22 protein-coding genes and 2 pseudogenes are annotated in these 23,374 nt (G+C 61.1%); 18 read left to right on the top strand and 6 right to left on the bottom strand.

Annotation, left to right across the window (positions count from 1 at the left end):
• Positions 1–99: 99 nt before the first annotated feature.
• A pseudogene (locus J3P73_RS15610) lies at positions 100–745 on the bottom strand (LysE family translocator).
• Between the two features lie 260 nt (positions 746–1,005).
• On the opposite strand from J3P73_RS15610, the gene J3P73_RS15605 reads away from it, so the two are divergent.
• The 6 genes from J3P73_RS15605 (at position 1,006) to J3P73_RS15580 (ending at position 6,036) form a co-directional block, all read left to right on the top strand.
• Entirely contained in the window at positions 1,006–1,395 is a 390-nt protein-coding gene (locus tag J3P73_RS15605; RefSeq protein WP_018074371.1) for a c-type cytochrome, read from the top strand.
• 162 nt (positions 1,396–1,557) lie between these two features.
• Positions 1,558–2,376 carry a cytochrome c oxidase subunit II gene (locus J3P73_RS15600; protein ID WP_018074372.1) on the top strand — a complete coding sequence of 273 codons (819 nt, stop codon included), beginning with the start codon at positions 1,558–1,560 and terminating at the stop codon, positions 2,374–2,376.
• A 76-nt stretch (positions 2,377–2,452) separates the two neighbouring features.
• Entirely contained in the window at positions 2,453–4,222 is a 1,770-nt protein-coding gene (ctaD, locus tag J3P73_RS15595) for a cytochrome c oxidase subunit I (RefSeq protein WP_018074373.1), read from the top strand.
• Positions 4,219–4,932, top strand: a complete 714-nt coding sequence (locus tag J3P73_RS15590; protein WP_018074374.1) for a cytochrome c oxidase subunit 3 — start codon at positions 4,219–4,221, stop codon at positions 4,930–4,932. The genes ctaD and J3P73_RS15590 overlap by 4 nt, the downstream gene beginning before the upstream one ends.
• 11 nt (positions 4,933–4,943) lie before the next feature.
• Entirely contained in the window at positions 4,944–5,663 is a 720-nt protein-coding gene (locus J3P73_RS15585; RefSeq protein ID WP_018074375.1) for a heme-copper oxidase subunit III family protein, read from the top strand.
• A 7-nt stretch (positions 5,664–5,670) separates the two neighbouring features.
• The gene (locus J3P73_RS15580) at positions 5,671–6,036 is read left to right on the top strand and encodes a cytochrome C oxidase subunit IV family protein (RefSeq protein ID WP_018074376.1); all 366 of its coding nucleotides are present in this window, start codon (positions 5,671–5,673) and stop codon (positions 6,034–6,036) included.
• Positions 6,037–6,097: 61 nt separating this feature from the next.
• On the opposite strand, the gene J3P73_RS15575 is transcribed toward J3P73_RS15580, so the two are convergent.
• Complete coding sequence (locus J3P73_RS15575; protein WP_207579658.1) at positions 6,098–7,135, bottom strand: AraC family transcriptional regulator; 1,038 nt, start codon at positions 7,133–7,135, stop codon at positions 6,098–6,100.
• A gap of 121 nt (positions 7,136–7,256) precedes the next feature.
• On the opposite strand from J3P73_RS15575, the gene J3P73_RS15570 reads away from it, so the two are divergent.
• The 4 genes from J3P73_RS15570 (at position 7,257) to J3P73_RS15555 (ending at position 11,804) form a co-directional block, all read left to right on the top strand.
• Complete coding sequence (locus J3P73_RS15570) at positions 7,257–8,708, top strand: APC family permease (protein WP_130655822.1); 1,452 nt, start codon at positions 7,257–7,259, stop codon at positions 8,706–8,708.
• Positions 8,705–8,878 (top strand): hypothetical protein, encoded by a 174-nt coding sequence (locus tag J3P73_RS15565; RefSeq protein WP_165410329.1) that lies wholly within the window; start codon positions 8,705–8,707, stop codon positions 8,876–8,878. Before J3P73_RS15570 ends, J3P73_RS15565 begins: the two co-directional genes overlap by 4 nt.
• A 76-nt stretch (positions 8,879–8,954) precedes the next feature.
• On the top strand, positions 8,955–10,943 hold the full coding sequence (locus J3P73_RS15560; protein ID WP_130692128.1) for a primary-amine oxidase: 1,989 nt from the start codon (positions 8,955–8,957) through the stop codon (positions 10,941–10,943).
• Between the two features lie 75 nt (positions 10,944–11,018).
• Entirely contained in the window at positions 11,019–11,804 is a 786-nt protein-coding gene (locus J3P73_RS15555) for an ATP-grasp domain-containing protein (RefSeq protein WP_075224006.1), read from the top strand.
• A 131-nt stretch (positions 11,805–11,935) separates the two neighbouring features.
• On the opposite strand, the gene J3P73_RS15550 is transcribed toward J3P73_RS15555, so the two are convergent.
• Positions 11,936–12,571, bottom strand: coding sequence for a cysteine hydrolase family protein (locus tag J3P73_RS15550; protein ID WP_018074382.1), 636 nt, complete (start codon positions 12,569–12,571; stop codon positions 11,936–11,938).
• A 291-nt stretch (positions 12,572–12,862) separates the two neighbouring features.
• Here J3P73_RS15550 and J3P73_RS15545 point away from each other — a divergent pair, with 291 nt between their 5' ends.
• The 3 genes from J3P73_RS15545 to J3P73_RS15535 all read left to right on the top strand — a co-directional run bounded on the left by J3P73_RS15545 (position 12,863) and on the right by J3P73_RS15535 (position 16,087).
• Positions 12,863–13,288, top strand: a complete 426-nt coding sequence (locus J3P73_RS15545) for a pyridoxamine 5'-phosphate oxidase family protein (RefSeq protein ID WP_018485746.1) — start codon at positions 12,863–12,865, stop codon at positions 13,286–13,288.
• 279 nt (positions 13,289–13,567) lie between these two features.
• Positions 13,568–15,130 (top strand): FAD-dependent monooxygenase, encoded by a 1,563-nt coding sequence (locus J3P73_RS15540; protein ID WP_130692126.1) that lies wholly within the window; start codon positions 13,568–13,570, stop codon positions 15,128–15,130.
• Positions 15,131–15,505: 375 nt separating this feature from the next.
• Complete coding sequence (locus tag J3P73_RS15535; RefSeq protein WP_018074385.1) at positions 15,506–16,087, top strand: dienelactone hydrolase family protein; 582 nt, start codon at positions 15,506–15,508, stop codon at positions 16,085–16,087.
• A gap of 97 nt (positions 16,088–16,184) precedes the next feature.
• Here the strand turns inward: J3P73_RS15535 and J3P73_RS15530 are convergent, their stop codons facing one another.
• A complete protein-coding gene (locus J3P73_RS15530; protein WP_018074386.1) occupies positions 16,185–16,559 on the bottom strand; it encodes a VOC family protein in 375 nt (124 codons plus the stop codon).
• Between the two features lie 7 nt (positions 16,560–16,566).
• The gene (locus J3P73_RS15525) at positions 16,567–16,743 is read right to left on the bottom strand and encodes a hypothetical protein (RefSeq protein ID WP_018074387.1); all 177 of its coding nucleotides are present in this window, start codon (positions 16,741–16,743) and stop codon (positions 16,567–16,569) included.
• A gap of 267 nt (positions 16,744–17,010) precedes the next feature.
• Here J3P73_RS15525 and J3P73_RS15520 point away from each other — a divergent pair, with 267 nt between their 5' ends.
• Both J3P73_RS15520 and J3P73_RS15515 read left to right on the top strand, forming a co-directional pair.
• On the top strand, positions 17,011–17,991 hold the full coding sequence (locus J3P73_RS15520) for an SDR family oxidoreductase (protein WP_024322450.1): 981 nt from the start codon (positions 17,011–17,013) through the stop codon (positions 17,989–17,991).
• Positions 17,992–18,257: 266 nt separating this feature from the next.
• Positions 18,258–19,309, top strand: a pseudogene (locus tag J3P73_RS15515) (helix-turn-helix domain-containing protein).
• Positions 19,310–19,339: 30 nt separating this feature from the next.
• Here J3P73_RS15515 and J3P73_RS15510 read toward each other — a convergent pair.
• Entirely contained in the window at positions 19,340–19,750 is a 411-nt protein-coding gene (locus J3P73_RS15510; RefSeq protein WP_024322449.1) for a DUF4260 domain-containing protein, read from the bottom strand.
• Positions 19,751–20,301: 551 nt separating this feature from the next.
• Between J3P73_RS15510 and J3P73_RS15505 the strand changes: the two genes are divergently transcribed.
• Genes J3P73_RS15505 through J3P73_RS15495 form a run of 3 tightly spaced genes read left to right on the top strand, consistent with a single transcriptional unit; the run spans position 20,302 to position 23,374 of the window.
• Positions 20,302–21,537 (top strand): efflux RND transporter periplasmic adaptor subunit, encoded by a 1,236-nt coding sequence (locus J3P73_RS15505; RefSeq protein WP_245002677.1) that lies wholly within the window; start codon positions 20,302–20,304, stop codon positions 21,535–21,537.
• Positions 21,534–22,238 (top strand): ABC transporter ATP-binding protein, encoded by a 705-nt coding sequence (locus J3P73_RS15500; RefSeq protein ID WP_024322447.1) that lies wholly within the window; start codon positions 21,534–21,536, stop codon positions 22,236–22,238. The genes J3P73_RS15505 and J3P73_RS15500 overlap by 4 nt, the downstream gene beginning before the upstream one ends.
• Positions 22,235–23,374 (top strand): ABC transporter permease, encoded by a 1,140-nt coding sequence (locus J3P73_RS15495; RefSeq protein WP_130688327.1) that lies wholly within the window; start codon positions 22,235–22,237, stop codon positions 23,372–23,374. The genes J3P73_RS15500 and J3P73_RS15495 overlap by 4 nt, the downstream gene beginning before the upstream one ends.

Genomic DNA, 23,374 nt, shown 5'->3' with positions numbered 1-23,374 from the left:
AGCATCATATCCAGCCCCGGCGGCAGGTCGCTGATCCTGTTACCGCCCTCCGGACGTTCGCCCAGCCTTTCCGTGACGAAGGCGGTTTGCCCGTCTTCGCTATCCGGCCTGCAATGTTGCCATCTTGGCGCCGAAGCCGATGAAGACCACGCCTGTCGCGGCTTTCAACCAGCGCTGGAAGCGCTGGTTGCGCGCAGCTCTGGCGAGCCTCGCAAAGAGCATGACCATCGAGCCGAACCAGATGACGTTGAGGCTGGCATGGACGGTGACCAGAAGGAAAGCCTCGCCGATCGCGGCCCGGCCATTGGCATCGTGGTGGATGAACTGCGGGAAGACCGCGAGGTAGAACATCGACACCTTCGGGTTCAGGGCGTTGGTGAGGAAACCCTCGAGGAAGGCGCGGGGGAGGTGCCTTACCTTACGGGAAGGGGTCCACTGACGTTACGGCAGCATAACCGCGCCAGGCGCCGACCAGCGCCTTGATGCCGATCCAGCAGAGATAGGCGGCGCCAACCATCTTGACGACGAGGAAGGCCTGCGCCGACTGCGCCAGCAGCAGGGAGATGCCGCAGATCGACAGGGTGCCGTGCACATAGAAGGCGGCGACGAAGCCGGCAATATTGGCGAAACCGGCGCCACGCCCCGAGGCCGGCACCGTCTTGGCGATGAGGACGCCGTTGGGGCCGGGGGAAATGATCAGCAGCGCGGTGACGAAAGCAAAAGACAGAATTTCAGCAATCGACATTGCGCGCCTTTCCTGGGGCTGGTTTCGACTGTGGGGGCTTCAAGCAAGTATGTCGTCGCCGATACCGGCGTCAATATCCAATTCTCTGGGGTGACGGACCCTCCCGAGACTGGAACAGGCCCGGCCTGCGTCCAAATTGTGGAACCGATTGACTTGCACCCACGAACGACTAATCTTCATGATATCGCGACACCATTCGCGGGAGAGAGACGGCGGATGGTGCGAGTGGGTGGGAACCCTTCAGGAGGAAGAGGTTTGCCGTGGATTACCGTATTGTACTGCTGATCGGTGCTGCCGTGATTGCCCTTTGTCCTGGTAACGCCGGGGCTCAGGAGGGCGATCCGACGGCGGGTGCTGTCGTTTTCAAGAAATGCGCCACCTGTCATATCGTCGATTCCGATACGAACAAGGTCGGCCCGTCGCTGAACGGGTTGTTCGGCCGCAAGGCCGGAACGCATCCTAATTTTGCCTATTCGGCCGGTATGAAGGCGGCTGGCGAGGGTGGTCTTGTCTGGGACGAGACGGTGCTGCGCGATTATTTGCACAATCCGAAGGCGAAGGTGAAGGGCACGAAGATGGCCTTCGTCGGCGTGAAGGACGACCAGGAGATCACCGATCTCATCGCCTATCTGAAACAATATTCCAAATGATGGGCAATATTCCAACTGCGGGCATTACTTCAAATGACGGGTCGCGGCCGGTGGCGCGTGCCTAAATTGCGGTAATTGCCGATATTTTCTATCTGTGCGATAATAAAGACGGACTTTTTACGGAATGCGGTTTCACGGGTCACTGCTCGAGGAGGAGCGGACATGGCTGTCGTGCTGATCCTCGTCCTGATTGTCGTCGGCTCGGTGCTGTTCCATGTGCTGAGCCCGTGGTGGTGGACGCCGATCGCGTCCAACTGGACCTATATCGACAGCACCCTCGTCATCACCTTCTGGATCACCGGCATTGTCTTCGTGGCGGTGGTTTCGTTCATGGCCTATTGCGTCTTCCGCTTCCGGCACAAGCCAGGCAACCGGGCGCATTATGAGCCCGAGAACCGCAGGCTGGAATTGCTGCTGGGAGGGGGAACGGCGGTCGGCGTCGCGGCGATGCTGGCGCCTGGCCTGATCGTGTGGAACCAGTTCATCACGGTGCCTGCCGATGCCGCATCGGTCGAGGTCGTCAGCCAACAATGGCTGTGGAGCTTCCGGCTGCCCGGAGCCGACGGAAAGCTCGGCCGGGCCGAGACGCGCGACGTCACCCCCGAAAATCCGCTCGGCCTCGACAAGAATGATGCAAGCGGCCTTGACGACGTCATCATCGAAGGCGGCGAGCTGCATCTGCCGATCGGCAAGCCGGTCCACATATTGCTGCGCTCCGTCGATGTGCTCCACGATTTCTACGTGCCTGAGTTTCGCGCCAAGATGGACATGATCCCCGGCATGATCACCTATTTCTGGTTCACGCCGACGCGCACGGGGACCTTCGAGATCCTCTGCGCCGAACTCTGCGGCGTCGGCCATCCGCAAATGCGCGGCACCGTCGTCGTCGATAACGACGCGGACTACCAGACCTGGCTCGGGCAGCAGCAGACATTCACCCAGTTGACGGCATCATCGGGAGAGCTGCCGCCGGCAAACTGAACCGGCCGGAGGCCGCGTACCGGTTCAAGGAACCGGAGAAGCAGTTGCAGACCGCTTGGGAAAGGGAAGAGAGATCATGGTCGAGATTCCATCCGGCAGCATCCCATCCGCCGAAGTCGAGGATGTCGAGCTTTATCACCCGCACAGCTGGTGGACCAAATATGTGTTCAGCCAGGACGCCAAGATCATCGCCGTGCAATATTCGATCACGGCCATCTCGATCGGCCTGGTGGCGCTGGTGCTCTCCTGGCTGATGCGGATTCAGCTCGCCTTTCCCGGCGCTCTCTCCTTCATCGATGCCGATCACTATTACCAGTTCATCACCATGCACGGCATGATCATGGTGATCTATCTGCTGACCGCGCTCTTCCTCGGCGGCTTCGGCAATTACCTCATTCCGCTGATGGTCGGCGCCCGCGACATGGTGTTTCCCTATGCGAATATGCTGAGCTACTGGATCTATCTGCTTGCGGTGCTGATCCTGGTCGCCGGCTTCTTCGCCCCCGGCGGCCCGACAGGGGCCGGCTGGACGCTCTATCCGCCGCAATCGGTTCTATCAGGTACACCCGGCGGCAAGGACTGGGGCATCCTCTTGATGCTCTCCTCGCTGATCGTCTTCATCATCGGCTTTACCATGGGCGGGCTGAACTATGTGGTGACGGTGTTGCAGGGGCGGGCGCGCGGCATGACACTGATGCGGATGCCGCTCACCGTCTGGGGCATCTTCACTGCGACCGTGATGGCGCTGCTCGCCTTTCCCGCGCTCTTCGTCGCCTGCGTCATGATGCTCTTCGACCGCGTGCTCGGCACCAGCTTCTTCATGCCCGCCATCGTCGAGATGGGCACGCAGCTCCAGCATGGCGGCGGCAGCCCGATCCTCTTCCAGCACCTGTTCTGGTTCTTCGGGCATCCGGAGGTCTATATCGTGGCGCTGCCGGCCTTCGGCATCGTTTCGGACCTGATCAGCACCCATGCGCGCAAGAACATCTTCGGCTACCGCATGATGGTCTGGGCGATCGTCATCATCGGCGCGCTCAGCTTCGTCGTCTGGGCGCACCACATGTATGTCAGCGGCATGAACCCGGCCTTCGGCTTCTTCTTCGCCACCACGACGCTGATCATCGCTGTGCCCACGGCGATCAAGGTCTATAACTGGGTGCTGACGCTGTGGCGCGGCGACATCCACCTGACGCTGCCGATGCTCTTTGCGCTCGCCTTCATCGTCACTTTCGTCAATGGCGGGCTGACCGGCCTCTTCCTCGGCAATGTCGTCGTCGATGTGCCGCTATCGGATACGATGTTCGTCGTCGCGCATTTCCATATGGTCATGGGGGTGGCGCCGATCCTCGTCATCTTCGGGGCGATCTATCACTGGTATCCGAAGGTGACGGGACGCATGCTCGACGAGGTGCTCGGCCAGATCCATTTCTGGGTCACCTTCCTCGGCACCTATGCGATCTTCTTTCCGATGCATTATCTCGGCCTGCTCGGCGTGCCGCGCCGTTACTTCGAGATGGGAGAGACGGCTTTCGTTCCGCCTTCGGCCCACACGCTGAACATCTTCATCACCGTGATGGCGCTTGTTGTCGGAGCCGGGCAGATGGTCTTCCTGTTCAATCTGGTCTGGAGCCTTTTCCGGGGCAGGGAGTCCGGCGGCAATCCATGGAGGGCAACGACGCTCGAATGGCAGACGCCGCAGACGCCGCCGGCCCACGGCAACTGGGGCAAGGACCTGCCCGTCGTCTACCGCTGGGCCTATGACTACAGCGTGCCGGGGGCGGCTGAGGATTTCATCCCGCAGAATGTGCCGTCAAGCGACGGCGTCACCCGGGAGGTCCACGCATGAACGTCATCCTGGTCTTCCTTGCTGCAATCGGCGCCATCATCATCTGGTGGCTTTCCGGGCAGCGGCTGACCTCGAAGCCCTGGCTGGAAACCGGATCGGTGCAACTGCCGGATCATCACAGCGCTGACCGGCCGCCGGTGCCGGCGGTGAAGATCGGCCTCTTCGTGTTTCTCGGCGTCGTTGGCGCGCTCTTCAGCCTTGCCGTCAGCGCCTATTTCATGCGTGCGGCGTCCGCCGACTGGTGGGCGATGCCGGTTCCCCGGCTGCTCTGGGTGAACACCGCGGCACTTGCCTTGAGCAGTGCCTCGCTGCAATGGGCGAAACGAGAAGCGGGGCAGGGCCGCATGGAAAACCTGCGGCCGGCGCTTGCCGCCGCGTTTGTCCTTGCCGTCGCTTTTCTCGTCGGACAGGTCCAGGCATGGCGGGAGCTGGTGGCGGCCGGCTACGTGCTTGTCGACAATCCCGCCAACAGCTTCTTCTACATGCTGACCGGCCTGCACGGGCTGCATATCCTCGGCGGGCTTGCCGTGCTCGCGCACACGACGGTCAGGGCATTTTCAACTGATGTCGCGCCGGAGAGACTGCGCCTCAGCGTCGATCTTTCCGCCATCTATTCGCATTTCATGCTCGCTGTCTGGCTGTTGCTCTTCGCGCTTTTCGCCGGCTGGGCGAATGATTTCGTCGATCTCTGCCGCACACTACTGAACTAAGGGGTTTGCAGATGGCACAGACTATCGAGACACACGGCGAGCCAGGCCTCAGGCCGGCCGGTCTGCGCGGTGTCGCGTCCGATTTCAGCTCTGATCAGCGCGCCTTCAAGACCGCCTCCTGGGGCAAGGCGATGATGTGGATCTTTCTCTTGAGCGACACCTTCGTGTTCGGCTGTTTCCTGATCGCCTATATGACGGCCCGCATGTCGACGCCCGTTCCGTGGCCCAATCCGAGCGAGGTCTTCGCGCTGCATATCGGCGGTGAGGACGTTCCGCTGATCCTGATTGCGATCATGACTTTCGTGCTGATCTCGAGCAGCGGCACCATGGCGATGGCGGTGAATTTCGGCTATCGCCGCGACCGCCGCACGACCGCGATCCTGATGCTGCTGACGGCGCTTCTCGGCGCTTGCTTCGTCGGCATGCAGGCTTTCGAATGGACGAAGCTGATCACCGAAGGCGTGCGCCCCTGGGAGAACCCATGGGGGGCGGCACAATTCGGATCGACCTTCTTCATGATAACAGGCTTTCACGGCACCCACGTGACGATCGGCGTCATCTTCCTCATCATCGTCGCCCGCAAGGTCTGGCGGGGCGATTTCGACGTGGAACGGCGCGGCTTTTTCACCAGCCGGAAAGGCCGCTATGAGGCCGTCGAGATCATGGGCCTCTACTGGCACTTCGTCGACCTGGTCTGGGTCTTCATCTTCGCGTTTTTTTATCTGTGGTGAGGTCGTCATGAGCGAGACAACGGCGCATGCACAAGTGCAAACGGCGCATGTACAGGCACACACCGGACAGCAGCATCCGCTCCGGCTCTATTTTCTCGTCTGGGGCCTGCTCTTCGTGCTCAGCGCGGCGTCCTACATGGTCGATTATCTCGGCGTCCAGAGCTACTTGAGGTGGACGCTGATCCTCGTGTTCATGATGCTGAAGGCCGGGCTGATCGTCGCCGTCTTCATGCATATGGCCTGGGAACGGCTCGCGCTCGTCTACGCCATCCTGCTGCCGCCGCTGCTGGTGCTGGTTTTCGTGGCGCTGATGGTATCGGAAGCGGACTACACGATCTTCACCCGGCTGGCGTTTTTTGGGGCTGGGCCGTAGGGCAGCAATCGGGCGGTCTCCGTTAGCGTTCCGATCGTCCATTTACTCGACTGCTACATCTTCAACCTGTCGAAGATGGGTAGTTCCCCTTCTTCTCCCAGGATCGCAGCGCACGCCAGAGCACGGTGTTGTCTGCATAACCCAGGACACGCGCAACTTCGGACATCGGTGCGGCATGTCGGTCGCCGAGATAGTGGGCGGCGAGTGTCTGACGATGCTGGCGAACGAGATCGCGAAGCGACACGCCTTCCTCCGACAGCCGGCGCTGCAGGCTCCGCGGCGACATCTTCAGTTCGGCGGCAAGGGTTGCGACTGTGATCGGCTTGCGGCCGAGATAGATGCTGATCAGAGCCTGGACCTTTTCAGTGACGATATCGCCGGCCGCTGGCTCGTTGACCAGATCGCCGATATGCCGCTCCAGGATTTCGATCAGGCTTTTGTCTTCCGCACGGTGCACACGATCAGCCTCCGCCCTGTTCATGACCATCCGGTTGCCGGATTGGCCAAACAGGATGGGCGCGCCACAGATGCGTTCCAGCGCACTGGCGTCGCGCGGGGCGTGATGCTCGAGCTGGATTTCGATCGGCCGCCAGCCATGGCGGAAGCACGAACGGACGAGCTGACAGGAGGCGGCGATCGTGAATTCGCTGTCCTGCCGGCGCGGCCACATCGCTGGATCGACGATACGGTAGCTCCAGACAAAATCGCCATTCTCCTCGAACACGCCGGAACTGGTCGCGCCCTGGACCGCGTTCACATATTTCGACAGCCGTTCGAAAGCGCTGCGAATGGTCGGCGAGAGCGCAAAGAGCATTCCGATGGGGCCGATGTCGGCGGGCTTGAACCCGGTGCCCATGCGAGCTCCTAGTGCCGGTTCGCCGGTTATCGTCGCGGCCTCCTCGAACAGCGCGACATAACGCGCCATAGGCAGGACAGCGTAGGGATCTTCCAATTGCGAGCGCAGAATGCCGTGCGAAGCGAGAAGAAGGTCGGCTTTCCCGGATCTTTTATCGATTTGTTGCACCAGCGGGATCAAGACGGAGGCTCGAATAGAAGCAACTGCGGGCATGCGGCTGATCAAATGCGATGCAACTGCCATTTTCAGCGTCTCCGGTGACCGTCGTGGCGCGAATTATCGATTCATTGGCATAAACTGCAATTTCGGGGCCAGATCGCCGGGCTTACCTTCTTGGCAACAAACAAGCAAAGAGGGGTTCTCCATGACACTGGAAGCAAGCATGCCCGCACCATTATCGCCGGAGCGTCGTCTGGCCAGGAACTCGGTCGGCCTCGCCCACATCGTGTTCTTCGTCGTTGCCGCGGCCGCGCCGCTCACGGCCGTCGTCGGCGCCTCGCCGGCCGCCTTTGCCTTCGGCAATGGCGCAGGCGTCCCCGGCGCTTTCGTGCTTGCCGGCCTGCTCTACCTGCTCTTCTCGGTCGGCTTCACCGCCATGAGCCGGCATGTGGGCGGGGCAGGCGCTTTCTACACTTATATCACCCACGGCATCGGCAAGCCGGCGGGTGTGGGTGGCGCCTTCATGGCGCTGGTCACCTATAGCGCGGTTCAGATCGCCATCTACGGCCTGTTCGGTTTCTTCATGGCCAATGCCATAGCGCCGCTTGGGCTGGTCCTGCCCTGGTGGGGCTGGGCCTTCGCAGCACTCGTCGTCGTGCTGGTCTGCGGTCAGCGCAACATCGCCTTCTCAGGCGCGATCCTCGGCGTCTGCATGATTGCTGAAATCGCCATATTGCTGGTTCTGGATCTTGCCATCGTCTTTTCAGGCGGCGGACCGGAAGGCACCAGCTTCTCCTCCTTCATGCCATCGTCGGTCTTCGCGCCCGGCCTTGGTGCGGCGCTGGTCTTCGTTATCGGTTCGTTCATCGGCTTCGAAGCTACGGCCATTTTCGGCGAGGAAGCTGAAGATCCGGAAAAGACCATTCCCCGTGCCACCTATGTCGCTGTGCTGCTCATCACACTCTTCTATGCCTTCTCCACCTGGGCAATCGTGCAATTCTACGGTCCGGGCAAGGTGCAGGCCACTGCTGCTGCCGGCCTCGACAGCTTCTACTTCGCCGCCGCCAATTCCGTGCTCGGCGCGTGGTCGAGCCAGGTGATGAACGTGCTGCTGATCACCAGCCTGTTTGCCTGCATCCTGTCCTTCCACAATACGCTCAACCGCTATTTCTTCGCCCTGGGCCGTGAAGGCCTGGCCGCACAGGTGCTCGGCAAGGTGCACGCCAAGCATGGCTCACCCTATGCTGCAGGTCTGCTGCAAAGTCTGATCGCGGCCGTCATCCTTGGCCTGTTCGTGATTTTTGGTGCCGATCCTTACACCGTTGTGTTCTCGTGGATGGCAGCGCTCGCAGGTATCGGTATCCTGCTGGTGCAGGTGCTGGTCTCCGTCGCGATCGTCATGTTCTTCCGCAAGACGCCGAACAGATATAGCGCCTGGACCACGATGATCGCGCCGGCGCTGGCGCTCCTCGGCCTCGTTGGTTCGCTGGTGCTGGTCAGCTCCAATCTTTCACTCCTTTCCGGCAGCGAAAGCCCGATCGTCAAGGCTTTCCCCTATGCCATGGTGCTGGTGGGCATTCTTGGCGCGCTGTTTGCGATCCAGGTCAAGAGATCCAAGCCCGCTCTCTACGCCTCCCTTGGAAAGGTCTTCGAATGAGTGCCGTTGTCGAACTTGCACCCGTCGATTGCCTTCTCGTTCTCGCGGTCGCGATCCTTGCCGGCGCAACACTGCTGGTTGCCGTTGAAGCGCACGCCTTCTGCTCAGTGTTCTGCATTCATCGAGGCACGATGATGATCGAGACGCAGATCTGCTCCGGTCGATCCTGATCACCGCAGCTAGCGACGCGCCATGGTGCGTCGTCTCTTCCGAAACCAAGAGGCCCAAAACCAAAGAGGTATATCCATGGACGCCGTTGTCGCAGTCACCCATCCGCTCGATCCTCTGAGCCTCGACGAGATCGCTTCTGCCGTTGCCATACTCAAGGATACGCAGACACTCGCACCCACCTTCCGCTTTCCGATAACCCGGCTGGAGGAGCCGACCAAGGCGGATCTTGCCGCTCATCGCTTGGGCGACAGGCTGCCGCGCCTCGCCTTCATCCTGGCGATGGATATCAGCAATGGCGAAACCGTCGAGGGCATCGTAGACCTGACTGCCGGCACGGTGTCCTCCTATATCCGGCTGCCTCTTGATGAACTGCCTTATGGCCAGCCGCCGGTCATGCTGTGCGAGTTCGAAACCGTTGAAGGCACCGTCAAATCCGATCCGCGCTGGATCGCTGCCGTCAAGAAGCGCGGCATTACCGACGAGGATATTCCGCTTATCCAGATCGATCCTTTTTCCTCGGGCTATTTTGGCCGCGAATTCGAGAAGGGAAAGCGCATCGTCCGCGCCGTATCCTATTGGCGCGAGGATATCCGTGACAACGGCTACGCACATCCGATCGAGGGCGTGGTGGCGGTGGTTGATCTGATCACCAACCGAGTGGTCGATCTTGTCGACGATGAGAAGATCATTCCGATTCCGAGGAAGAAGCGCAATTATGGCCGCGAAACCTTCCCGGAACCGCGGTCCGATCTCACGCCGCTGCATATCGTTCAGCCGCAAGGGCCGAGCTTTACTGTCGACGGCTGGAAAGTCGAATGGCAGAACTGGAGTTTCCGTGTCGGTTTTACCCCGCGCGAGGGCCTCGTTCTGCATGAACTCGGCATCAGGGATCAGGGGAGGCTGAGGCCCGTCGTCTTTCGCGCCAGTGTCACCGAAATGGTCGTGCCCTATGCCGATCCGACCGCGAACCACTATTGGAAGAGCGCCTTCGATGCCGGCGAATATGGTCTCGGACGCCTGGCCAACTGCCTCGAACTCGGCTGCGACTGCCTCGGCCATATTCACTATTTCGACGTGCCGGCGGCGGACGATTTCGGCCAGCCTTTCATGATGAAGAATGCCATCTGCATGCATGAGGAGGATTACGGCATCCTCTGGAAGCATTACGAATTCCGCAACGGTGTTTTCGAAGTGCGCCGTTCGCGCCGCCTCGTCATCTCCTTCTTCGCAACCGTCGGCAATTATGATTACGGCTTCTACTGGTATCTCTACCAGGACGGCACGATCCAGCTCGAAGCCAAGCTCACCGGCATCATCCAGACGGCAGCGGTCGCGACCGGCGAAACCTATCCATGGGGCGGCATGGTCGATGACAATCTCGGCGGTCCGACCCACCAGCATTTCTTCAATGCGCGCCTGCACATGGATGTCGACGGCGGCGACAATACGGTAACCGAGCATGAGTTCGTGCCGCGTCCCTGGGGTGAAGACAATCCCTATGGCAATGTCTTCGATACCAGGACGCGTGTACTGAAACGCGAACTTGATTCCCCGGCACTCGCCAATGGCGAGACCGGCCGTTACTGGAAAGTCTCCAACACCAACATGAAGAACAGCGTCGGCAAGGCGCCGGGCTACAAGATTGTCGTCATGCCGTCTCCGGTCATGCTTGCCCAGCCGGATTCGACCGTTGCCCAGCGCGGCGGCTTCGCCAAGAAACACATCTGGGTCACGGCCTTCGATGCCAGGGAAAAATATGCGAGCGGCGATTATCCGAACGTGCATGCCGGCGGCGACGGCCTGCCGGGTTATGTCAAGCAGAACCGCGAAATCGAGAATGCCGATGTCGTGCTCTGGCATTCCTTCGGCCATACCCATGTCTGCAAGCCCGAGGATTTTCCGATCATGCCCGTGGAATATGCCGGCTTCACGCTGAAACCGAACGGCTTCTTCGCATCCAACATCGCCATGGACCTGCCGCCGGAAGGAAACAGCCAGAGCGTCGACAATCGCCTGCAGCGTTCGCTCGATGACACCGGAAACGGTTCCTGCTGCCACATGTAGCTGCAATGCTACGGCTGTTCCCTTTTAAATAGCTTTTTGGTAGTCCGACGGATTGTAAGAAAGGCAGGGAACAGAATGCAGTGGCTTCTCCAGCAGTTCGAAGATACCAACAAGCTGGCCGAGGCGCTCGACCAGCTCGGAATCTCCTACACATGGCACAAGGTCGTACCGTTCGTCGGCGAGCTCATCCCTGAGCCGGTCGTCGCTGATCCGGGTTCGGTGGTCATGTTTGGCTCCTACACGCTGTGGAAGAACGCCGAGGCGAACGGTTACCGGCCGGGTGTCTTCAAGCTGCGTCCTTTCGTTCACGAACAGGTGTGGCATCCTTACCTTCTCAACGGCGCTGATGCGCTGTTCCTGACACTCCGGGATGTCCCTCAGTGTCTGGCGGATGACGGAAGGGACTGGTTCCTGCGCCCGGTCGACGACAGCAAGGAGGAGCCCGGAAATGTCAAATCGACCGGCGAGATCATCCGTATGGCGGAAATGGTACTGGCGCTCGACGAAGATGAAATCCCGAACGGATCGCTTCGCCACGACACGCTGCTGATGCTGACCGAGCCTGTCCGCATCAGCAGCGAATGGCGTCTCTGGGTGGTCGACGGCCAGATCGTCACCTATTCGCTCTACAAAGACGGATCGCGTGTCGTCCACCGCCACGAGATCGATGGTGATGCGCTGGATTTCGGGCAGCGCATGGTTGATATCAACCCCGGCTACTCCCAAGCCTATGTCATTGATATCTGTCGGACCGAGGAGGGGCTGAAGCTGCTCGAGACGAACTGTCTCAACGCTGCCGGGTTCTACGCCGCAGATCTCGTGAAGTTGGCGAGGGCGATCGACGGCCTGGCCCGCGATTGACGTCTTCCGGTGAGGCGAGGGCGCCGGAGGCTCCGTATGGCTGGGGTCTTGTTGTTTCATCACACACAGGGGCTGACCCAAGGGTGCGCGCGCGTTCGCCGCGAAGCCTCACACGGCAGGTCGAGAGAGCGTCAGCTCTGCCGGGCTGCTGCGATGAAATCGGCCGACTGGCAGATCAGCGCATCTCCCATGAAGGCCATGTTGGCGAATGAGCGCTCGGCGGCCTCGGCATGCCCGGCGCCGCAGGCGTCGCTGATGACGAGCGGCACGAGCCCGAGGTCGGCACCGTGGCGAACCGTCGGCTCGATGCCGATTTCGGTGGCGACGCCGCAAATGGCGAAGCTGGTCAGACCCAGATCGCGCAGAATGATCGACAAAGGCGTGCCTTCGAAAGCCGAAAAGGTAATCTTGTCGATCACCGCCTCGTCGTAGCGCGGCTGAAGTTCAGGCACGATCTCGAAGCCTTCGCTTCCTCTGAGAAACCAGGGCTTGATGGCGGCCGGATCGTCGATCCTTTGCCAGGCCATGGCCTGACGGCGCTGGAAGGCGCCCATCAGAGCGAGCGGCATCGACATGTGCCGCATGAAGATGACGGGAAAGTTCGATGCCCGCGCGGCGGTCAGAATCGACAGGACGCGGGCGGTGATGCCGGCGCCGTCAGGCATTTGCCGCATGATGCCGATCTGCATGTCATAGACGACGAGAGCCATTTGATCCGGCCGGCAGAAATCGCCGATCGTCTTGCCGGGGTGTTTGATGGAATGCATGCGCGGCCTCCTCTTTTCCTGCTTATGTAGAGGCGATGAATTGCGTCCGGCAAGCAGAAGGTGACAGTTTCCGGGGCGAGGTGGATATTGTCGGCGACGAACTGCCTGCCGGGCTAGTCTGCCGGGTTCTCGTTCGCTCTGAGCGGCTGCGAATACGCGACCGTCCAGGCTGAAGGGGAAGCCGATGTGACATCTTGACTCGCTCCGGCGCTGTGTCAGGCTTCAGATATGAGTATGCCTCGAGTTCGCATGCTCTCGATACCCCTCTACGTCACCTCGGGGATTTCAGCCATGGATAACGCTCAAGGCAAGAAAGTGATCTTGGAATTCTTGCGCCGGCACACCCTGGCGGTGATCGCGACATCGCATGCGGACGGCAAGCCTGAAGCTGCGGTCATTGACTTTTCGGTGCGTGACAACCTCGAAATCGTGTTCGATACCTTCGAACAGACGCGCAAGTTCGAAAACCTGTCGGATAGAGGCAGCGTCGCACTTGTCGTCGGCTGGGACAAGAACATCACGGTGCAATATGAGGGCGATGCCATGAAGGTTTCCGCCTCCGACGTGCAGGAATACCAGAAAGCGCACCTTGAAAGCGTTCCAGTCGAGAGAGAGTTTGTCGAGAAGGGCGCCGTGTTGTTTAAGGTCGTTCCTCGGTGGATACGATATTCCGATTTCACCAAAGACCCTGTCGAACGTTTAGAGCTCCGCTTTTAGGTGCCACGCGAGCGTGCACTGAATCTCTACCCCAACCTTCCTCAGAAAAGCATATCTTCTGTTGCCGATCGATCGCCCGGCGGCTATGTTGCCGATGTCGGAAAAGGCATGACTTGGTGTGGTTGGCCCAAGTCCTTTCGGAAACGAAAGCTCTGTTCCTTGCCTCGTGCATGAGTTCTCCACGACGAACACGGACGCTGCTCAAGCGTCCCACTGTTCGTCCGTGTGGTTCTCGAAACGACGAACTGCTCCGGTCGAACGACCATAAAGGAGTAGTTCATGCCCGATTTTCCCATGATTCATGATGTTGTGATTGCTGGTGCCGGCCCTGTCGGTCTGTTTCTCGCCTGCGAACTGCAGCTGGCCGGCCTCTCGGTGCTGGTGCTGGAGCAGGCCGAGGACCCGCATTCGCCCTTGAAACGGCTGCCGTTCGGCATGCGCGGCCTTTCCGCACCGACCATCGAAGCCTTCTACCGTCGCGGGTTGCTGGATGACATCACAGCGCCGCAACGCGAAAAAGATCAATCGACTTCAGCGCATTGGATGCAACAGCTGCGCCGCCCGGGCGGCCATTTCGCCGGCATTCAGTTCTTCCACGACACCATCGACACAGCGAAGTGGCCGTATCGCCTGCCAGGTCCGGCGGGCACCAGCATGGCGATCGAGATGGAGCACCTTGAATCCATCCTGGCCGCGCGCGCAAGCGCGATGGGTGTGGAGATCCGGCGCGGGCTCGGCGTCGACGGTTTCGACCAGTCGGATGAAGGGGTGACCGTTCGCGCCGGTGGCGAGAGCTTTCGCGGACGATGGCTCGTCGGTTGTGACGGCGGGCGCAGCATGGTGCGCAGGGCAGGCGGCTTTGAATTCGTTGGCACCGATCCCGAATTCACCGGTTATTCCGTTCAAGTCGAGATGGCCGATTCGGAGAAGCTCGCCCCGGGCCGCCATTATACGCCAACAGGCATGTATACCTATCAAAAGCCCGGCACGATCGCGATGGTCGATTTCGACGGCGGCGCGTTTCACCGGACGCAGCCGATCACGGCGGAGCATGTGCAGCAGGTGTTGCGGCATATCTCCGGCACCGATGTCACGGTGACGGGCCTCGAGCTTGCCACCACCTGGACGGATCGCGCCTATCAGGCGACGGCTTACCGCAAGGGCAGGGTGCTGCTTGCGGGTGATGCTGCGCACATCCATTCGCCCCTCGGGGGCCAGGGGCTTAACCTCGGACTTGGCGATGCGATGAATCTTGGATGGAAGCTTGCGGCGACGATCCGCGGCGATGCGCCGGATGGTCTGCTCGACAGCTATATCTGCGAACGGCATCCAGTGGGAACTGAGATTCTCGACTGGTCGCGCGCCCAGGTCGCGCTGATGCGGCCAAGCCGGAGCTCGCGCGCGCTCGAAGCCATCATCCGCGATCTGATTGACACGCGCGACGGCGCGACATACTTCGCCGAGCGCGTCTGGGGGGTGTCCCTCCGCTACGATCTTGGCGGCAGTCACCCGCTGGTCGGCCGCAGCGCTCCCGATTTCGAGCTGGCCGACGGCACGAAGCTCGCCGATCACCTCAGGGAGGGCAAAGGCCTGCTTTTGGACTTTGACGCCGGTGCGCCGCTGCAAGCACTGGCAGGCCGCTGCAATGGGATCACCTATGTCGCAGGCGATGCGAGGGATCGGCTGGGGCTGAGCGCGCTGCTCGTGCGCCCCGACGGCTTCGTGGCGTGGGTTGGTGGGGCTGTGCCTGACAATGAGGAAGCCGCGCAGGCCGCATCGCGGTGGTTCGGCAAAGCCCAAAACTATGCCGCCGGCGGCGGCGACCATTTTCCCCGCCATTGAGGTTTGGAAGGACGTTTCTAAGAAGCTCCAACTTTTCCAGAAAATTCGAAAAACCAGAAGCGAAACACGTCTCCAAAATTCCAGGGAATTTGTTGCTTTCTTAGAAACGTCTTTGCCACTCTTAAGAGCTTGAATCACAATGCCTTTTGGAGACAAGACGTTTTTAAGGATGGCATTTGGCCGTTTTTCCCGCTCTAAAAATGCCGGCTGAGCGCAAGAAGGCCTATCAGTCCGGTAGAGCGTCACGGAGGTTTCCCGCTATCGGTTTTCGGCGAGTTTGCAGACGTTGCTTCGCAACGTATCCGCACTCTTCCCGACAAGGCGGCGACGCTGTAGAGTGGCGATGCGCCCAACCGTCCCGCCCGGAGGCTCCTTATGGCTGAGATCCTGTTGTTCCATCACGCACAGGGGCTGACCCCGGGTGTGCGCTCGTTTGCCGACGATATCAGGGCAGCCGGTCACATCGTGCACGCGCCTGATCTCTTTGACGGGCGCACATTCCCAAGCATCGAAGCGGGGATCGCCTATATCGGCGAGATCGGATTCGACGCCATGCGGGAGCGCGGCGTGCGCCTCGCCGACGAATTACCGCCCACGCTCATCTATGCCGGGTTCTCGTTCGGGGTGCTGCCGGCGCAGAAGCTGGCGCAGACGCGGCCCGGCGCCCGCGGGGCTCTGCTCTTCTACTCCTGCCTGCCGATCAGCGGCGAGTGGGCCTTCGGACCCTGGCCAGACGGCGTCGCGGTGCAGATCCACGGCATGGACAACGATCCGATTTTCGTCGGCGAGGGCGACATCGACGCCGCCCGCGAGATCGTGGAGAAGGTCGAGGACGCGGAGCTTTTCCTGTACCCAGGCGATCAGCATTACTTCGCCGACAGCTCGCTGCCCTCCTATGATGCGGATGCAACCGCGCTGCTCACCCTCCGCGTGATCGAGTTCCTGAATCGTGTCTGATCCAGACATTCCGCGGGAGATCCGGTTTGGCGCTGGTATAGCCGACCTGAGATGGGAGCCTTTCATGCTGCAGCGCGTGCTTTCGGCCCGGAGCGGACTATTCGGACGCCACGCAGAAGTTGTTGCCTTCGGGATCATTCAAGACCGTGTAGCCATCTGCTTCCCGGACGAAGCTCGCTCCGAGGGATAAAAGCCGCTCTACCTCCCTGGCCCGATCAGGGGTGGCAATATCGAGATGAAGTCGGTTGCGGGCGGGACGTTCCCCCTGGCGAAGGTGGAAGCAAAGGCGGGTTCCGGGACCTTCGACCATCACGGTCGGGTCAGTCTCGGGTGTCAATCCGAGAGCGGCAAGGCGGGCCAGTTCTTCGTCGTCATATGGCATCATGTCGTAGCCATCGAGCGCCTCCGCCCAGAACCGGGCGACGCGCGAGGGAATGTCGCAATCAATGACGATTTCTTTCAGCCTTGCCATGGACCCTTCAAGAATTGTTGGGCCGGCGACGGCAAACGCGTTCAACGAGAGCGCCACCGATGGCCGGCAACAATGCGAAAAGCACGAGCTGCGGTGTCTCCGTCAGCGCCAACAGGCTAGACATGAGGAAGGCGACCAATAATCCTGCCAGCACCCCGGCTGCATAGGGCAGATAATCCTTCAAGAAAGCCTCCGTCTTGTGCTGATCCCAAACAGAAGGGGCATTGTTGGCTTGAGATAGAGATCTTGGCGGTATCGGCAATGGCTGGTTGCGGCCGAACCTCACGTCGTCCAATCGGTTTATGCGGAATGCCACCACGTTGGTTTACGGGACAGGTCGACCCAAATGACGTGAGCCGGTGCGCCTGATTTTGCAGGAGACGACCAATTTCTTTCGCGCTATGAAGACTGACCGCATATCCCCGCCACATCCGACACCGAGGTCCTTCACATGGCTTTGAAAATCCTTTTCGTTGGCGGTACCGGCCAGATTTCATATCCATGCGTCGAGCGCGCCGTTGCTGAGGGCCACCATGTCAGCGTCTATAATCGCAGCTTGAGAGGCGACCCATTGCCTGCGGGGGTTACCGCGATCGTCGGCGATCTCGCGGCGCCCGCCTACGCGGACTTGGCCAGGGCCAATTACGACGTCGTGTGTCAGTTCATTGCCTTTACACCCGATCAGATCGCGCGTGACATCGATGTGTTTTCCGGGCACTGCGGCCAGTACATCTTTATCTCTTCGGCCTCGGTTTATGAAAAGCCGCCGCGCCACTACGTGATTACCGAGCAGACCCCGGCGATCAACCCCTACTGGCGCTATAGCCAGGACAAGATTGCCTGCGAGACGCTGCTCAAGAACTCCCAGAATCTCGCCTGGACCATCGTTCGTCCCAGTCACACCGTTCGCACGGGCCTGCCGATCATGATGGGCGACAGCGATGTCATGGCGAGACGCATGCTGGATGGCGAGCCCACCATCGTGGCGGGCGATGGCCATACGCCCTGGACGCTGACGCGCTCGGTTGATTTCGCGGTGCCCTTTGTCGGGCTTTTCGGCAAGCCGGCGGCGTTGAACGAGATCTTCCACATCACCTCCGACCGCGCCCACATCTGGAACGATATTCAAACGGCGATCGCCAGATTGCTTGATGTCGAGGCCAGGATCGTACACGTGCCGACGGACACCCTTGTCCGCTACAATCCGGAGTGGGTTGGCCCGCTGTGGGGCGACAAGGCATGGTCGGCGATCTTTGACAATTCAAAGGTCAAAAGCGTGGCGGGCGACTTCACCTGCGCCGAGAGCCTTGAGGAAATTCTGGCGGAGCCGATCATGCATCTCAAGCAGCGCCTGGCCAAGAACCGCCCGCCAAAGGGCGATCTCGATACTTTGGTCGATCGGATTTGCGCTGCGCAAAGCGCTCTCGGCTAGGCCGGTCCTCGCAGAGCAACTTTCCGAAAGACACGGCGCAGACAGTCGTGCCCGCGCTGATCACCCGGACTTGCGATGTCGCCGATCTCGACAGCCTGTCGGGTCGGCTGGAAAACAACCATACCCACCTGAACGGCGGATTGAGACTTGTGGCCGGCGACCCGAAGGGCCGGGCGAGGGTATCACGGTATGCAGTTCACAAAAAATCCCAGCCTAAAACACGTCCTAAAACATGATGAAGGTCGCGCCGGCGGAGGATCTCGGCAATGATGGCCATCTGTTTGCCACTCCGATCCTGCAGGCCATGCTGTTCATTCCGCTTCCCTTCGTCGTTGCTCTTCTGCTGCTCATCCTCTTCGTCACCGTTCTCAGGCGCGACGAGGAGGCGCAGCCCAACCGGTCGTTTCTGGCACTGATCCTGCTTGCCGTGCTGCAATCCGTCCTCTCCGGCCTGCGTTGGGGCTACGGGGTGCAGGCGGTGAGCGTGATCGCGCCGGTCACCGCGGCGATGGTGCCGCCGCTTGCCTATGCCGGGGTTTCCAGTCTGGTGAGGACGAGCCGGCGGTCGCTGCCGGCGCGGATTACGCTGCATGCCGTGCCCGCCGCCGTCATCCTCTTGTTGATGGTGGTCTGGCGGGATGTGATCGATCTCGCGCTGGTGCTTGTTTTCGTCGGTTATGCCCTGGCGATCCTGCTTCTGATGCGGCCGGGCGCGGATGCGCTTCGGCTTGCGCCCTTCGAGGGAGCGGTGCCGGCCTATCGGGCAATCATCTTCGCGGCGGCGGCGCTATGCCTGTCGGCCTCGGTCGATATCTTCGTGTTTCTCGACTTCACTTGGGCGCATGGCGAGCATGCGCTGACGCTGATCAGCCTGAGCAACCTCGCCGTCCTCGTCATCCTCGGCATCGCGGCAGCCGCCGCCAGCCGAAGCCGGGCGCCCGCCGAGACGGCGGAGGCGGCGCTGAAGCCCGAAACGACGGAGGATAAGGAGACGATCGCCATGGTCGATGCATTGATGGACGCGAGGAAACTCTATCGCGACGCCAATCTCAATCTCGACCGGCTGGCCCGCAAGGCCGGCATTCCCGCCCGCCAGATCTCGACGGCGATCAACCGGGCGATGGACAAGAACGTCTCGCAATATGTCAATGACTACAGGATCGGCGAGGCCTGCCGGCTGCTTGCCGTGACCCAGAAATCGGTGACCGAGGTGATGTTCGAGGTCGGCTTCCAGACCAAATCCAACTTTAACCGCGAGTTTCGCCGCGTGACGGATATGACGCCGGTTGCCTGGCGGGAGAAGAAGGCAGAGCGGTGAGGAGCAGGCCCGACGGGGCTTTGGTCCTCGTCAGGTTCGCTTGCCTATAACGCCCAGATGGGTGTGGCTGAAGGCGGATGCGTATTTCAATCCATAACCCAGGCTTCGGTCAAAGCCGGCATGAGCCGCCAGAATGAGGGCGATCTGCCAGAGCAGGTCGATGCCCAGCAGCCAGCTCGCGCCGGCGAGCAGTATGGCCGAGATGTAGCTGTGAACCATATTGTAGACGATCGCTCCCAGCCGGGCATTGAGAGCATAGGCCGCGAAGCTGAGATCCGGCGTGAAGAACAGAATGGCATAGAGCCAGGGGTTGCCGCCGGAGACGAAATAGGCCGTTGTCGCGGCCGCCATGATCGCGAAAGCCTCGAGCCGCAGCACCTCACGGACGCCGCCGGTCACTGATCCTGCGGAAGGAGAAATGATGTTCGCTGCCTGGTTCATCGGTCCTGTTCCTTCATGACAATTGTCGCCGCGCTGCCGGCGCCCTGATATGTGGATTTCCTAGCATGAACATTGCGGGTGCAAAATTCGCGATCGATGAATAAGCGTCATACATATTTGTATCTTTGGCTCGTAGGCACTAACGTTTTCGAATGCCGAAACCCCATTCGTCTGGATGGTCATCGCCGTACAATTCCGCAATTATGAACGACGTGCCGCGCCAGCCCTGCGCCGGGGGATGAGATAGGAGGTCGCTGCCACACACATATCTTCTCCCAGCGGGAAGAGGCGCTGGCAGGCGAATGAAGAGGTGAGCAGTGGAACTGCGAATGCTCGGAGCGTAAGCGAGGGCAATAAAGGGCGTGCCGTGTGGCCCGCTCATCCGACCCTCCACCGACAGAGAGGCTCGACCCGTCCCACGGACTCCCGGAGAAGAAGGGAGCAAGCCTCAGCCTCCGACAATTGCCGTTACCACGTACACAATCGCGATCGAGGACTGTCTGGAACGTGTTCGAGGTCGCAGTTCCGGCCGGATCGGCGATGCTTGCGGCATGAACACGACAACCGAACATGACCGTAACCTTGTCGCCAAGCTGAAATCGCTTTCGATCGAGCCCGCGGCCTTCAAGACAGAACCGCCGAACCGTCAGGCCCGGCGGCGCGTGATCCCTGTAGCAATGCTTGCCCTTGCGGCAATGGCATCGCTAGCGGCAGTGTTTCTTTATCGACCCGATAGGCTTCAGCGCATTGAGACGGTGCTGGCAGGTTTCGCGGGCAAGGATGGGACGGTGCTATCCGTTGGTGGAGCGGAGGTGCCGGCCGAGAGCGGCGCCGCCATCGAGCCGACACGGGTTTTGCCTGCTAATACGCCATCGGCACGGGCCTTGTCGCCCCGTGAGGTGACTGGCTCCGGTTATGTCGTCGTCGCCGACATCGCCACCGTCTTCTCCAAATATGAGGGGCGGATCGTCACTGTTGACGTTGAGGCCGGCGACCGGGTGTCGGTGGGGCAGGTTCTGGTGCGGCTCGATGATGCCGGTGCGCGCTTTGCGCTTGAGGGCGCCGAGATTGCCAGGCGGTCGGCGGAGCTGGCGCTGGCGGCAAAGAGTATTGATCTCTCGCAGGCGCGGTCTTCGCTCACGCGGATCGAGCGGCTGGCCGGGCGCGATGCGATGTCGGCGCAGGTGCTGGAGGAGGCGAAGACCGCGTTCGACACTGCCGAAAATGCTGCCCTGCAGGCACGGCAGGATGTAGCCAAGGCGGATCTCGATATCGACAGGGCGCGCGAGCAGGTGGAGGCGCTGACCGTCCGGGCGCCGATATCAGGTAACGTCACGCGGCTTACCGCGCATGTCGGCGACACCGTGCTGTCGCGCGAGGACAGCGTCCGGGAGAATGAAAGCCTGCTTGCGATTGCCGACATGGCGAACATGGTCATCGATGCCGATGTGGCCGAGGCGAATATCGCGTTGATGCGGCCAGGGTTGCGTGGCGAGGCGGTGCTCGACGGCTTTCCCGACCGGCCCTTTGCGGTGGAAGTATCGAAGATCGCTCCGATGATTTCGCGCGAGAAGGGGACGGTGACGCTTCGCCTGTCACTCTCCTCGCCGCCGCCAGACATGCGCCCCGCCATGGCCGCGCGCATCCGCCTTGTGGTGGGTGAGGCCGCAACCTCTGTTCCCACAGCCTCTCATCCCCCGGGCACCGGCGCACAGACGGGCGGACCTACGACCTTTCGGCCGCAGGCCGGGGATACCAGAGACCATCAGCAACGAGCAGAGCGATGACCGACACTCAAGAACCCTATATCGCGCTTCGCGGCGTCAGGAAGGCATTCAAGATTGGCGCGGAGACGATCCCGATCTTTTCCGGACTCGACCTTTCTATAGCCCGCGGCGATTTCGTCGCCGTCATGGGCCCGTCGGGCTCGGGGAAATCTACACTGCTCAACATGCTCGGCGGCATCGATAGCCCCGACGGAGGGGAGATCAGGATCGGCCGCAGCCATCTCGAGCAGATGGGCGAAGGCGCCAGAGCCGCCTGGCGGGCACACAGCATGGGCATTATCTTCCAGTTCTACAATCTGCTGCCGATGCTGAATGCGGGCGAGAATATCGAGCTGCCGCTGCTATTGAAGCCGCTCAAGCGGAAGGAGCGGCGGGCGCGCGTCGAGACGGTGATGGACCTGGTCGGGCTCTCGGGGCGGCAGCGGCAGTTTCCATCCAGCATGTCCGGCGGGCAGCAGCAGCGTGTCGGCATTGCGCGCGCCATCGTCAGCGATCCGGATCTCTTGCTCTGCGACGAACCGACCGGCGATCTCGACCGGAAGTCTGCAAACGATATCATGGAGATGCTCGGCTTTCTTAATCAAGAACTGCGGAAGACCATCATTATGGTGACGCATGATCCCGAGGCGGCTTCCTTTGCCCGGCGCACGCTGCATCTCAACAAGGGCGAATTCGTCGAGCAGGAAAGGTTGGCCCAATGACCTTCTTCCAGCTGATGCGCCGCAATGCCTGGCGCAAGCCGCTCAGGGCCACGCTTCTGATGTTCTCGGTCGGCGTCGCCTTCCTGATCTATGGGCTGACGGCGAGCTTCCTCAGCGGCTCGCAAGGGGCGGCCGGGGCGAGCGATACGCTGCTCGGCGTCTTCAACAGATCGGGGCGGGCGCAGCCGCTGCCGCTTGCCTATCTCAACCGGATTGCCGCCGATAGCGATGTTGCCGCCGTCGCCTATATGACGCGCATGCGGGGCTTCGTCGATGTCGAGAAGAATGTCGTGATGACGAGCGCGGTCGATCCACGATTGATCGCCGCGGCCAATGGCGACGAGCTCGGGCTGACGCCGCAGCTGATATCAGCGCTGGAAGAGGGCCGTGACCGGGTGCTGGTCGGCCGGGCGCTGGCGGAGGCGCAGGGCTGGTCGGTCGGCCAGCGCATCGGCGTCACCAGCCACCTGACAAGGGAAGACGGCAGCCGCAACTGGAGTTTTGAGATCGCCGGCATCTTCGAAGGGGCCGATGCCAGCACCGACACCTATTTCCTGATCGCCCGCTATGATGCCATCAATGAGGCGCGCGCCCGCGGAAAGGATACGGTCGATGGCTTCGTGGTGCGCCCGCGACCGGGCGTTTCATCCGGCGTGCTCGCCGCCCGGATCGACGCACTGTTTGCCAATTCGGCCGCACCGACAAGGACGCAATCGGAAAAGCAGTTCCTCGAGGCTTTTCTGCGGCAGTTCGCTGATATCGGCCTGATCGTCAGCCTCGTCGTCGGCGCGGCCTTCGTGACCATCCTGATGATCGCGGTCTACACCATGCTCTTTGCGGTGAGGGAACGCAGCTTCGAAATCGGCGTCATGAAGGTGCTCGGCTTTTCCAGCGGGCGCATCATGGCGCTGATCCTCGGCGAGACGCTGTTCATCTTCGCCGCCGGTGGCGCGGGCGGGCTTGTGCTAGCCAAGCTTGCGACGGTCTTGACTGGGCCGGAATTCGGCCTCGCCTTCACTATGCCCGTGCTGCTGAAATCCGTCGCCATCATCGCCGGCCTCGGGCTCGCGACCGGGCTGCTGCCTGCCGCCAATGCCATGCGCCTGCCCATCGTCAACGCCTTCAGATCGAGATAG

This window comes from Rhizobium ruizarguesonis, from assembly GCF_017357285.1.
GTDB lineage: Bacteria > Pseudomonadota > Alphaproteobacteria > Rhizobiales > Rhizobiaceae > Rhizobium > Rhizobium ruizarguesonis.
Note: the sequence above shows the minus strand (reverse complement) of the source record. Positions and strands in the feature narration are given on the sequence as shown.